This window comes from Streptomyces sp. NPDC021019, assembly GCF_044333295.1.
Classification (GTDB): Bacteria; Actinomycetota; Actinomycetes; order Streptomycetales; family Streptomycetaceae; genus Streptomyces.
In genome coordinates, this window is the sequence record NZ_JBIRQR010000001.1 from 1,856,769 (window position 1) to 1,868,985 (window position 12,217).

The 12,217-nt window shown below is 71.6% G+C and carries 11 protein-coding genes; 5 read left to right on the plus strand and 6 right to left on the minus strand.

Annotated elements, in window-relative coordinates:
• Positions 1–72: 72 nt before the first annotated feature.
• Genes ACH4RG_RS08665 through ACH4RG_RS08680 form a run of 4 tightly spaced genes read left to right on the plus strand, consistent with a single transcriptional unit; the run spans position 73 to position 2,848 of the window.
• Complete coding sequence (locus ACH4RG_RS08665; RefSeq protein WP_398539282.1) at positions 73–1,506, plus strand: cellulase family glycosylhydrolase; 1,434 nt, start codon at positions 73–75, stop codon at positions 1,504–1,506.
• A complete protein-coding gene (locus ACH4RG_RS08670) occupies positions 1,484–2,023 on the plus strand; it encodes a GNAT family N-acetyltransferase (protein WP_397921399.1) in 540 nt (179 codons plus the stop codon). The genes ACH4RG_RS08665 and ACH4RG_RS08670 overlap by 23 nt, the downstream gene beginning before the upstream one ends.
• Before the next feature lie 31 nt (positions 2,024–2,054).
• Positions 2,055–2,264, plus strand: a complete 210-nt coding sequence (locus ACH4RG_RS08675; RefSeq protein ID WP_007447814.1) for a sigma factor-like helix-turn-helix DNA-binding protein — start codon at positions 2,055–2,057, stop codon at positions 2,262–2,264.
• Complete coding sequence (locus tag ACH4RG_RS08680; RefSeq protein WP_398539283.1) at positions 2,264–2,848, plus strand: Clp protease N-terminal domain-containing protein; 585 nt, start codon at positions 2,264–2,266, stop codon at positions 2,846–2,848. The genes ACH4RG_RS08675 and ACH4RG_RS08680 overlap by 1 nt, the downstream gene beginning before the upstream one ends.
• Before the next feature lie 178 nt (positions 2,849–3,026).
• Here the strand turns inward: ACH4RG_RS08680 and ACH4RG_RS08685 are convergent, their stop codons facing one another.
• Positions 3,027–4,091: a helix-turn-helix transcriptional regulator gene (locus tag ACH4RG_RS08685; RefSeq protein WP_397929271.1), complete on the minus strand. Its 1,065-nt coding sequence runs from the start codon at positions 4,089–4,091 to the stop codon at positions 3,027–3,029.
• A gap of 1 nt (position 4,092) precedes the next feature.
• The gene (locus ACH4RG_RS08690; protein ID WP_397921393.1) at positions 4,093–4,950 is read right to left on the minus strand and encodes a DUF4097 family beta strand repeat-containing protein; all 858 of its coding nucleotides are present in this window, start codon (positions 4,948–4,950) and stop codon (positions 4,093–4,095) included.
• 183 nt (positions 4,951–5,133) lie between these two features.
• Between ACH4RG_RS08690 and ACH4RG_RS08695 the strand changes: the two genes are divergently transcribed.
• On the plus strand, positions 5,134–5,952 hold the full coding sequence (locus ACH4RG_RS08695) for a hypothetical protein (protein ID WP_397921391.1): 819 nt from the start codon (positions 5,134–5,136) through the stop codon (positions 5,950–5,952).
• A gap of 37 nt (positions 5,953–5,989) precedes the next feature.
• Here the strand turns inward: ACH4RG_RS08695 and ACH4RG_RS08700 are convergent, their stop codons facing one another.
• The 4 genes from ACH4RG_RS08700 to ACH4RG_RS08715 all read right to left on the minus strand — a co-directional run bounded on the left by ACH4RG_RS08700 (position 5,990) and on the right by ACH4RG_RS08715 (position 12,210).
• The gene (locus ACH4RG_RS08700; RefSeq protein ID WP_003966321.1) at positions 5,990–6,175 is read right to left on the minus strand and encodes a DUF6104 family protein; all 186 of its coding nucleotides are present in this window, start codon (positions 6,173–6,175) and stop codon (positions 5,990–5,992) included.
• 133 nt (positions 6,176–6,308) lie between these two features.
• Complete coding sequence (locus tag ACH4RG_RS08705; protein WP_397929273.1) at positions 6,309–10,118, minus strand: multifunctional oxoglutarate decarboxylase/oxoglutarate dehydrogenase thiamine pyrophosphate-binding subunit/dihydrolipoyllysine-residue succinyltransferase subunit; 3,810 nt, start codon at positions 10,116–10,118, stop codon at positions 6,309–6,311.
• 281 nt (positions 10,119–10,399) lie between these two features.
• Positions 10,400–11,476, minus strand: coding sequence for an ATP-binding protein (locus tag ACH4RG_RS08710; RefSeq protein ID WP_397921387.1), 1,077 nt, complete (start codon positions 11,474–11,476; stop codon positions 10,400–10,402).
• Positions 11,473–12,210: a response regulator transcription factor gene (locus ACH4RG_RS08715; RefSeq protein WP_003966317.1), complete on the minus strand. Its 738-nt coding sequence runs from the start codon at positions 12,208–12,210 to the stop codon at positions 11,473–11,475. Before ACH4RG_RS08715 ends, ACH4RG_RS08710 begins: the two co-directional genes overlap by 4 nt.
• Between the last annotated feature and the right edge of the window lie 7 nt (positions 12,211–12,217).

Genomic DNA, 12,217 nt, shown 5'->3' on the forward strand with positions numbered 1-12,217 from the left:
TCGGTGACGTGTACTTGAACAAGCGTCAGCTTTGCTGATGGGATGCCGCCCATGCGAATGGGCAGAGCACTCATGGCAGCCGTCGTCGCGTCCGTGCTCGCGGCGGGGGCCCTCGCCCCCGCCGCCTCGGCGCGCCCCGTATCCGCACCCCTACCGGCGTCCGAGTCCCGTGAACGTGCCGTCCCGCCACTGACCGACGACCGGGGGCGCACCCTCACCCTGCGCGGCTGGAACGTCGAGGACAAGGCGAACAGCGGCGAGGCCGCCCTCACCGCGATCACCGAGCGGCACTTCCGCGACCTGCGCGCGAACGGCTTCAACTTCGCCCGGCTGCTGGTCTTCTGGGACGACCTGGAACCCACGCGCGGCCAGTACAGCGAGCGCTACCTCCGGCGCGTCGAACGCGTCCTGGACGGGGCGCGCAAGCACCGCGTCCAGGTCCTCATCGACGCCCACCAGGACGTCTTCGGGCCCGCGTTCGGGCACCGTGGCATCCCCGCCTGGGCCACCAGGACCGACGGACTGCCGTTCACCCCGAACCCCGACGACTGGTTCTCCGAGTACTTCGAACCGGCCGTCCAACGAGCCTTCACCCACCTCTACGAGGACCCCGACCTCCAGCGCGCCCAGGCCGCCATGTGGCAGGTCATTGCGGAACGCTTCCGCGACCACCCGGCCGTGATCGGCTACGACCTGATCAACGAGCCGATGGGGGAGCTCCGCGCGGGCGAGGACCTGCCGACCGCCGCCCGCCGGATCGAGGCCCAGCACCTCACCCCGATGTACAACCGGCTGGCCCGTGCCGTCCGGGCCAAGGACCGCGACACCTGGCTCTTCGTCGAGCCGACGCCCATCGTCGGCGAGGGCGTCCCCACCGGGCTCGGCCGGATCGAGGACCGCCGGACCGTCTACGCCCCGCACTTCTACAACACCGCCATGGAGGCGGGCGCTGACTACGACCCGTCGGCCGGCTGGATCGAGGCGTACGAGGCCGCGGTCACCGCCTATCCGGCCCGCCACCGGATGCCCGTGGTCGTCGGCGAGTGGGGGCCCCTGAACAACTCCCTCCCCCGCATGGGCCGCTTCTACCGCGAGGCCGTCGACTCCCTGAACCGCTACAGCTCCGGCTGGGCCGGGTACGTCTGGTGCTACGGCGGCGGCTACTGCGCGGTCGACGAGCGGGGCCGCTTCCGTACGAACAAGGAGCGGACGGCCACTCCGTACGCCCCGGCCGTCGCGGGGACCGTCCGCTCCGAGGCGTACGACGCGGACACCCGGTCCTACCGCCTCGCCTACCGTGCCGCCGCCCGCCCCGGGGTGACGGAGCTGTCCCTCCCGCCCTCGCCCCGGGGCTGGCGTGTCTCCGTCACCGGCCCGGGGCTGGTCGCCGGCGGCCCCGGCGCGACCTCGCGCGGGAGCTGGCCGGTCGTACGGGCGTGGCCCGGGAGCGACGTGGTGGTGACCGTGCGGGAAGGTGGCCCCTATGGACGAACTGACCACCCCTGAAGGGTTTCTGCTGCGCCCCTGGGAGCCCACCGACGCCTCGGCGGTGCTCCGCGCCTTCGCCGCGACCGAGATGGACCGCCAGACGGACCGGCCGGTGTTCGACCGGCCCGGGGCGCTGGCCTGGATCGCGGACCGCACGCGCGAACGGGGAGCGCGCACCGGCTACTCCTGGGCCGTCGTGGGGGAGGCGGGCGAGGCCGTCGGCTGTGTCGCCGTCGACGCCGTCAACCTGACCCACGACACCGGCTGGGTCTCCTACTGGACCACACGGGAGGCGCGCGGCCGTGGTGTCGCCCCGGCCGGTGTGCGGGCCTTGGCGCGCTGGGCCTTCGACGAGCTCGGGCTGTACCGGCTGGAGCTGGGCCATCGCACCGACAACCCGGCCTCCTGCCGGGTCGCGACCCGGTCCGGATTCGCGCCCGAGGGCATCGAGCGGGCCAAGCTGCGCTACGGCGACGTCCGGCACGACGTCGAGCGGCACGCCCGCCTGGCCGACGATGATGTCAACTTTGATTGACGGAGGGCATCTGTCAATGTAGGTTGACGTCATGACCGAAGCAACGGATCTGGCCGCACGCGCCGGTGACCGCGACCCGCGCGTCGGGCTGCGGTCGGTGGCCGCGCTGCGGCGGCTGCTGGAGCAGCTCGAAGCCGTACAAGTCAGAAGTGCCCGTGTCCAGGGCTGGTCGTGGCAGGAGATCGCCGCCGAGCTGGGCGTCAGCCGGCAGGCCGTGCACAAGAAGTACGGGAGGCGTTGATGTTCGAGCGATTCACCCGAGGGGCCCGCGCCACCGTGAAGGGCGCCGCGGCGCAGGCCGAGCGCGTCGGGGCCGACTCGGTCACCGAGGAACACCTGCTGCTCGCGCTGCTGGAACAGGAGGGCGGCCGGGCCTCGTTCGCCGTCACCGCACTCGGCCTCCACGACCGCCGCGCCTCCCTGGACGCCGCCTTCGCCGAGGCCCGCCGCCGCGGCGGCCTGACCAAGGCCGACACCGACGCGCTCGCCGGTATCGGGATCGACATCGGCGCGATCGTCTCCCGGGTCGAGGGCGCCCACGGCGAAGGGGCCCTGGCAACCGGCCGGGGCGGCCGCCGGTGGTGGTGGTCGGGGCACCGCCCCTTCACCCCGGGGGCGAAGACCGTCCTGGAGAACTCGCTGCGGGTCGCCCTGGGGTGCGGCGACCGCTTCATCGGCGAGGAACACCTGCTCCTGGCCCTCACGGCGAAGCCCGGAGTCGTCGCCGACGTCCTCGCCGAGCACGGGGCGACCCACGCGACCGTGCGGCGCGCGCTGTACGGTCCCGACGCCGACGGGGGTCAGGGGCACGTCGAGGCCGGGTGAGACGGGCGGGACGGGGGCGTACGGAACGGGGCGAGACGGGCGGTAGGAAACGGAAGCGGGCCCCAACAGCACAGAGGCGGCCCCGAACGGAACGGGGCTGCCCCGAACGGAAAGCAGGGGCGGGCGTCCGATGCCGGACGCCCGCCCCTGCTTTCCGTTCCACCTGAGCCGCGTCGGCTCAGGCCTTCCGCTCGTCCTCCGCCGTCAGCAGCGCCTCGATCCGCGCCGTCGCCGCCCCCAGGTGGCGGCGGGCCTCCGTGAGCTGGGCCTCCGTCACCCCGTGATCGCGGGCCGTGTCCCGGATGCCGTCGCGGAAACGGTCCAGCAGGCGGTCCAGGTCGCGCACCGGGTCGCCCGTGGCCGGCGCGTCCTCGGCCCAGTCGGAGCCGTCGTCGGCGACCGGGGCCGCCGGGGCGGAGTCCGCCCCGGGCTTGCCGAACGGGGGCCAGGCGCCGGAGCGCGCGAACCCGCCGAGCTGGCCGGTGATCTCCGCGAGACCCTCCCGCACCCCGGAGGGCCAGTCGCCCCGTGCGAAGTGCTCCTGGACCTGCCGGGCGGCGGTCTGCATCTGCTCGTGCGCCTTCTCCTGGGCCTCCCTGGCCTGGCGGCGGGCCTGCTGGGCGTCCTCGCGGGCGCGCCGGGACTCGTCCTTCGCCCGGCGGGCCTGCTCCTTCCACACCTGCTTGGCCCGGTTCAGCTCCTCCTTCGCCGTGCGCCACGTCTCGCTCTCGCCGAGGTCGCCGAGGTCGCCGAGGCGGCCGAAGTCGCCGAAGTCATCGAAGGGGGAGGCCGGTCCGTCCTTCGCCCGGCCCTTGCCGCTCCCGGCCCCGGTCCCCGCCCCGGCCTTCGTGCCCTGCCGGGACTCCGAAGCCGCCGCCCGCATGTCGCTGCGGAGCCGGCCCGCCGCCCCCCGTACGTCGTCGCGTATCTCGGCGGCCAGCTCCGAGACCGAGTCGCGGATCTCCAGCTCCAGGTCGGCCAGTTCGCCGCCCCGGCCCGCCAGCTCCTCGCGCCCCGCGTCGGTGATCGAGTAGACCTTGCGGCCCCCCTCGGTGGCGTGGGTGACCAGGCCCTCGGCCTCCAGCTTGGCCAGCCGCGGGTAGACCGTGCCGGCGGACGGGGCGTACAGGCCCTGGAAGCGCTCCTCCAGCAGGCGGATGACCTCGTAACCGTGGCGAGGCGCCTCGTCCAGGAGCTTGAGGAGGTACAGCCGCAGACGGCCGTGGGCGAATACGGGAGGCATGTCAGAGAACCTTTCCGGTCGGCTCGGCGGCGTACGCGTCGTCCTCGGCGGGTGGCCTGCGCAACAGGGCGATCGAACCGGACACGGTCGTCGCCCGCAGGGTCCCCGTCCCGGCGCCCAGCGTGCCGGTGATCTTCTTCGCCCCCCACTGCCCGCCGACCCGCAGGTCCTCGAAGGCGTTGGAGACGGTCCCGCTCGCGGTATTAGCCTCGACCCTGGCGTCGGCCGGGTGCGGCAACCGGATCGCGATCTCCCCCGTCACCGTGGCCAGCCGGATGTCCGTGGGCCGCCCGGACGGGTCGACGTCCAGCACCATGGCACCGCTGACCGACTCGGCCCGGACCGAGGTCCCCGCCCCGTCGACCACCGTCAGATCACCGGACACGGAGTGGAAGCGCAGGTCCCCCGTGACGCTCTGGGCCTCCAGGCTGCCCGACACGGACTCCCCGCGCACCGCGCCGGTCAGCCCGACGAGCGTGGAGTCACCGGTGATGCCGCGGACCTCCGTGCGGCCGCTGATGCCGGAGACGACGGCCCCGGCACCGATCACGCCGACCTCGACCGAGGAGGCGGCCGGCACGACGAGCGTGACCACGGCGCTGCGGCGGCGGTTCTTGGGGTCGAACCAGCGCAGGAGGTCCTGCCAGGGCAGGTCCTCGTAGGCCACGGTCAGTCGGCCGTCCTCCTGGGTCACGATCAGCGGCGGGCCCTCGATCGCGGAGATCTCCAGTCGGGCTTCGGGCTCGTCGGACCCGACCACGTTGACCGTGCCGTCCACGACGCGCACGTGGAGTGCCGTCACCGGATCCTCGAAGGCGAGCTTCCGCGGCTCGGCGATGGTCCATGTCGACACAGGCATGGATGTGACCTCCCGGGAAGCGTGGCAACGCAACATATCGCGTCTCGTGCGGAACACGATATATCGCGGATGGTGGAAGTCAAAGGGGGGCGGGAGGGGTCGGGAGGGATCGGGAGGGGTCGCTGGGGAGGAGAATGCGCATAAATAGTTCAAGTCAGGGCAAATTGCCCTAGCGTGTGAGCCATGAACGCGACATCCACCGGGGCCCTCCTGCTGTGCCGGGCCGACCCCGAGACCGTACGGCCGCTCGCCCACCTGCTGCGCGAGCAGATGCTGCTGGCCCGCGCGGGAGAGGAGTGGAGCGTGCTCGTCCCGGAGGGCAAACCCTGGAACGGCGGCACCGGGCAGGACCCCGAGCCGGTGGACCGGGTCCTCGGCGGCTGGGCCACCGCGCTCGCGGTCGGCTCCACCTGGCCGGTGCTCGCCCTGTGGTGGGACGCCGACCGGGCCGGATTCACGCTCGCCGCCGGGTTCCGCCGGCCCGTGGGCTACATCTGGCTGACCGACGGCACTCCGGTGGGCGAGGACGAGGCCATGCGCACCTTCGCGGTCAGGCTCGGCCTCGACCCGGTGCTGGACGTACAGGCGCTGGAGGAGCTGACCCGCCCCGATCCGGACGGCGACGCGGACGCCCGGCTGCGGGGAGTGCTCGCCGTTCTCACCCGCACCGGGCTGACTCTGCCCGCGGGGCTCTCACCGGGCGAGAGCGCGGACCGGCTGCGCAGCGTCGCGGCGGTGCAGCGCGGGGTGGAACGGATCGAGTGGGCCGGCTGGCGCGATGCCGTACGCGTCGAACTGGACGCGGTCGAGAGCAGCAGGATCGGCCCGTGGGTACGCGGCCCCCGGGCCCGTGCCGTCGCCGCCGTCCAGCTCGCGGCCGGACTCCCGCTCCTGCTGTGGGGCGCCCGTCGCCGCAGCGGCGGCTGGGCGGCGGCGGGGGCGGTGCTGCTGGCGCAGGGTGCGCTGGGACTGGCGTACGAGCGGGCCAGGGCGGGCGCGTAAGCCTCCTAGGTCCTCGCCCTCCCCGGAGCGGGCCGGGTCACGCGTCCTCGTCGTCCTCGTCGTCCAGCCGGGCCAGCCAGGTCGCGAGGCGCTCGACCGGCACCTCGAAGTCGGGGTTGAGATCGACGAACGTCCGCAGCTGCTCGGCGAGCCACTCGAAGGTGACCTCCTCCTCGCCGCGCCGCTTCTCCAGTTCCTCGATGCCACGGTCCGTGAAGTACATGCGCACAGGATATCGAGGCGCGGACGCCCAGCTGACGCCGGATACTCCGGATACGCCAGGGACCCGGCCCCGCGACGAGCGCGGAACCGGGTCCCTGTGGCGTACGTACGGCTCGTACGGCCGCTGCGTGGTCCTAGGCCTCGAAGACCTCGTTGACCAACTGCGTCTGCTCCGCCTGGTGACGCTTGGCCGAGCCGACCGCCGGGGACGAGCCGTGCGGCCGCGAGATGCGGCGCAGGCGCTCGCCGTGCGGCACGTCCGAGCCGACCGCGAGGTCCAGGTGGTCGATCAGGTTGAGCGCGATGAACGGCCACGCACCCTGGTTCGCCGGCTCCTCCTGGGCCCACAGGTACTTCTCGGCGTTCGGGTACTTGGCGATCTCGGCCTGGATCTCCGCACCCGGCAGCGGGTACAGACGCTCCAGTCGGATGATCGCCGTCTCCGTGTCGCCGCGCTTCTCCCGCTCGGCGTCCAGGTCGTAGTACAGCTTGCCCGCGCAGAAGACGACCTTGCGGACGTTCTCGGGCTTGACCGACGCGTCGCCGATCACCGGACGGAAGCCGCCGGTGGTGAACTCCTCGATGGACGAGGCCGCGGCCTTCAGCCGCAGCATCGACTTCGGGGTGAAGACGATCAGCGGCTTGTGGTGCGGGTTGTGCACCTGCCAGCGCAGCAGGTGGAAGTAGTTCGACGGGAGGGTCGGCATCGCGACCGTCATGTTGTCCTGCGCGCACATCTGGAGGAAGCGTTCCGGGCGGGCGGAGCTGTGGTCCGGGCCCTGGCCCTCGTAGCCGTGCGGCAGCAGCAGCGTGACGCCCGAGGTCTGGCCCCACTTCTGCTCGGCCGAGGAGATGAACTCGTCCACGACGGTCTGCGCGCCGTTGACGAAGTCACCGAACTGGGCCTCCCAGATGACCAGCGACTCCGGACGGGCCAGCGAGTAGCCGTACTCGAAGCCCATCGCCGCGTACTCCGAGAGCAGCGAGTCGTAGACGTTGTACCGGGCCTGGTCCTCGGCCAGGTACAGCAGCGGCGTGTAGTCCTCGCCGGTGACCTGGTCGACCAGGACCGCGTGGCGCTGGCCGAACGTGCCGCGGCGGGTGTCCTGGCCGGCGAGCCGGACGGGGGTGCCCTCCATCAGCAGCGAACCGATGGCCAGCGTCTCGCCCATGCCCCAGTCGATCGTGGCGTTGTCCACGGAGGCCGCGCGACGCTGCATCTGCGGCATCAGGCGGGGGTGGACGGTGATCGAGTCGGGGATGTTGACCTGCGACTCGGCGATCCGCTTGACGACCTCGGCGGAGACGGCCGTCTCCACGGTCACCGGGAACGCGGCCTGCGGCTCCGGGACGTGCGGGGCGGCGGGCTGCGAGGTGGCCTCGCGGACCTCGGCGAACACCTTCTCCAGCTGACCCTGGAAGTCCTGGAGCGCCTGCTCCGCCTCTTCCAGCGTGATGTCGCCGCGACCGATGAGGGACTCGGTGTACAGCTTGCGCACCGAGCGCTTCTTGTCGACCAGGGTGTACATCTGCGGGTTGGTGAACTCCGGGTTGTCGGTCTCGTTGTGACCGCGGCGCCGGTAGCAGATGAGGTCGATCACGACGTCCTTGTTGAACGCCTGCCGGAACTCGAAGGCGAGCCGCGCGACGCGGACCACGGCCTCCGGGTCGTCGCCGTTGACGTGGATGATCGGCGCCTCGATCATGCGCGCCACGTCGGTGGCGTACATCGAGGAGCGCGAGGACTCCGGGGCGGCGGTGAAGCCGACCTGGTTGTTGATCACCACGTGCACGGTGCCGCCGGTGCGGTAGCCGCGCAGCTGCGACATGTTGAGCGTCTCGGCGACGACGCCCTGGCCCGCGAAGGCCGCGTCGCCGTGGAGCGCGACCGGCAGGACCGTGAAGTCCGTGCCGCCCTTGTTGATGATGTCCTGCTTGGCGCGGGCGATGCCCTCCAGGACCGGGTCGACCGCCTCCAGGTGCGAGGGGTTGGCGGCCAGCGAGACCTTGATCTGCTCGCCGTCCAGACCGGTGAAGGTGCCCTCGGCGCCCAGGTGGTACTTGACGTCGCCGGAGCCGTGCATCGAGCGCGGGTCGAGGTTGCCCTCGAACTCGCGGAAGATCTGCGCGTACGACTTGCCGACGATGTTCGCCAGCACGTTCAGCCGGCCGCGGTGGGCCATGCCGATGACGACCTCGTCGAGGCGGGCCTCGGCGGCGGAGTCGATGACCGCGTCGAGCAGCGGGATGACGGACTCGCCGCCCTCCAGCGAGAACCGCTTCTGGCCGACGTACTTCGTCTGGAGGAACGTCTCGAACGCCTCGGCCGCGTTCAGCCGGCGCAGGATGCGCAGCTGCTCCTCGCGCTCGGGCTTCGGGCGCGCGCGCTCGACGCGGTCCTGGAGCCACTTGCGCTGACTCGGGTCCTGGATGTGCATGAACTCGATGCCGGTGGTGCGGCAGTACGACTCACGCAGCACGCCGAGGATGTCGCGGAGCTTCATCATCGTCTTGCCGGCGAACCCGCCGACCGCGAAGTCCCGCTCCAGGTCCCACAGGGTGAGGCCGTGCTCGGTGATGTCCAGGTCGGGGTGCTTGCGCTGGTGGTACTCCAGCGGGTCGGTGTCGGCCATGACGTGGCCGCGGACCCGGTAGGAGTGGATCAGCTCGAAGACCCGCGCGGCCTTGGTGACGTCGTCGTCGTGCGAGGCGTCGATGTCCTTGAGCCAGCGGACCGGCTCGTAGGGGATCCGCAGCGCCTTGAAGATCTCGTCGTAGAACTCGTTCTCGCCGAGCAGCAGCTGGGACAGGACCCGCAGGAACTCGCCGGAGGCAGCGCCCTGGATGACCCGGTGGTCGTAGGTCGACGTGAGCGTCATGACCTTCGAGATGCCGAGCTTGTTCAGGGTGTCCTGCGACGTGCCCTGGAACTCCGCCGGGTAGTCCATCGCGCCGACGCCCATGATGAGGCCCTGACCGGGCATCAGGCGGGGCACCGAGTGGACGGTGCCGATGCCGCCGGGGTTGGTCAGCGAGGCGGTGACGCCGGAGAAGTCGTCCATGCCGAGCTTGCCGATGCGGGCGCGCCGGACGATGTCCTCGTACGCCTGCCAGAACTCGAAGAAGTTGAGCGTCTCGGCCTTCTTGATGGCCGCGACGACCAGCTGGCGGTCGCCGTTCGGCTTCACCAGGTCGATGGCCAGACCGAGGTTGATGTGCTCCGGCTTGACCAGGGTCGGCTTGCCGTCCTTCGTGGCGAAGGAGTAGTTCATCGACGGCATGGCCTTGAGGGCCTGCACCATCGCGTACCCGATGAGGTGCGTGAAGGAGATCTTCCCGCCGCGGGCGCGCTTGAGGTGGTTGTTGATGACGATGCGGTTGTCGAAGAGCAGCTTCACCGGGACCGCGCGGACGGATGTGGCCGTCGGCAGCTCCAGCGAGGCGTTCATGTTCTTCGCGACCGCGGCCGAGGGGCCGCGCAGCGTCACGTACTCCGGGCCGGCCGGGGCCTCGGTGGAGTCGTCCGCCTTGGCCTTGGCGGGCGCGGCGGCGGGCTTCGCCGCCGCGGGCTTCGCCGGGGCCGGGGCGGCCTTGGCCGGGGCCGGCTGCGCGGGAGCCGCCGGAGCGGCTGCGGGCGCGGCCTTCGCCGGAGCCGGAGCGGCCGCCGGGGCGGGCGCGGCCGGAGCGGGCGCTGCCGGGGCGGCGGGCGCCTCGGTCACCGGTGCGACGCCGGGAACGGGCTTGTCCGCCGTGCCGGAGGCACCCGGCTTGTAGTCGGCGAAGAAGTCCCACCAGGCGCGATCGACCGAACTGGGATCCTGGAGGTACTGCTGGTAGATCTCGTCGACGAGCCATTCATTGGCGCCGAACGCGGCGGCCGGGTTCGTACCCGGTCCGGCTTGATCGGTCGAGATGCTCGAGTTACTGGGGGACTGAGACGACACGGCGGCAACCGCCCTCTTCCGCTTCACAAGGTGATGGACAGCGGAAATCAAGGCTACGCCCCCCGAACCGTTCCTTGCAGGCCGGGCCGGTGCTTCGTCGTGCACATCACATCGGAAGGCGGGTTTCGGCGCAGGAAATGGCGGGAAACAAGCGAGGTTCCACTGCACTTCGGGTACGCAGGACCGAGGATACGGCCATCCGGCCGCATCCGTTTGAGGCCCCTGCTGGCAGGACACGGGTGAACGTGCCCTTCCGGTTCGACCCTATGCCAACCGCGACGTCAACCGCGCGGCTCGGGGATTCCCGGGAGGGTGACCTGGATGCGGCAGCCCTTCGCGGATTCGGCCACCCCGATCCGACCGCCGTGCAGATCGACCGCCCAACGGGCGATGGCCAGCCCCAGCCCCGTACCGCCGTCGCTTCCCGGGCCGTGCGGGGAGGCTGCCTGGCCCCGGTTGAAGCGCTCGAACACCCGGTGGCGCTCCGCCTCCGGGATGCCGGGCCCCTCGTCGACGACCTCCAGCTCCAGCGACTCGGGACGTTCCCCGCGCCGCGCGAGCACCGTCACCCGGCCGTGCGGCGGACTGTGCTTGACCGCGTTGTCGATGAGGTTGGCGACCACCTGGTGCAGCCGCTCGGCGTCCGCGTGCGCGGTGAGCTCCGGCGGCGAGACGTCCAGATGCAGGTGGACGTCCGTACGGGAGTGATTGCCCGAACCCGACGACAGGCGTCGGTGGGAGGCGGCGAGATTGGCCTCTTTCAGTACGCCCGACAGATAGGGCCAGACCTCGAAACGGCGGGCCTTGAGCGCCACCACCCCGTTGTCCAGCCGCGACAGGTCCAGCAGCGTCTCGACCAGCCGGCCGAGCCGCTCCGTCTGCTGCAGCGCCGTGCGCATCGTCTCCGGATCGGCGGCGGACACCCCGTCCACCACGTTCTCCAGCACGGCTCTCAGCGCCGCGATGGGGGTGCGCAGCTCATGGCTGACATTGGCGACCAGCTCTTTTCGATGCCGGTCCTCCGCCTCCAGATCGTCCGCCATGCGGTTGATCGTCTGCGCCAGGTCCCCCAGCTCGTCCCGCCGCCCGGCGCCGCTCACCCGGCGGGTGTAGTCGCCGTGCGAGATGGACCGGGCCACCGCTCTCATCTCGTCCAGCGGCGCGGTCAGCCCGTGCGCCACGAACTGGGTGATCAGCAACGTGGCGATCACCGAGAACACCGTGATGAAGCGGAACTCCGTACGGGTCCGCAACGCGACGATCAGCAGCCCCGTGGTGATGAACACCGAGACCACGACGAGCGTGCCGAGTTTGGCCTTGATCGAGAAGGGCCGCAGTCCGGACCCTGGCCGCGTCATGGCGCGGGAGTCTCCAGGGCGTAGCCCACGCCGTGCACGGTACGGATGCGCTCCGCGCCGATCTTCCGGCGCAGCGCCTTGATGTGACTGTCGACCGTGCGGGTGCCCGAGGCGTCCGCCCAGTCCCACACCTCGGCCAGCAACTGCTCCCGGGAGAGCACCGCGCGCGGGGTGTTGGCGAGACAGACCAGCAGGTCGAACTCGGTCGGCGTGAGGTGGACGTCCTCGGCGCGCACCCGGACCCGGCGCTGGGCGTGGTCGATCTCCAGCTCACCCAGACGCAGTATGCCGCTCCTCGGCGTGACGGCGGCCAGCGCGGCCCGCTCCACCCGGCGCAGCAGCACGTGCACCCGGGCGGCCAGCTCCCGCATGGAGAACGGCTTGGTCATGTAGTCGTCGGCGCCGACCCCGAGCCCGACCAGCATGTCGGTCTCGTCGTCGCGCGCGGTGAGCATCATCACCGGTACCGGGCGCTGCGCCTGTACGCGGCGGCAGACCTCCAGGCCGTCGAAGCCGGGAAGCATGATGTCGAGCACCATCAGGTCGGGCTGCCAGGCCTCAGCCGCGTCCACGGCCGCAGGGCCGTCCAGCGCGGTCTGGACCAGGAAGCCCTCCGCCCGCAGCCGGGCGGAGATGGCGTCGACGATCGTGGGGTCGTCCTCGACCACCAGCACCCGGCGCTGAGCCCCCGGGGTGGCCGCGACGCCGTTGTGGGTGGTGTGTGTCTGTTCCATCGCCCCG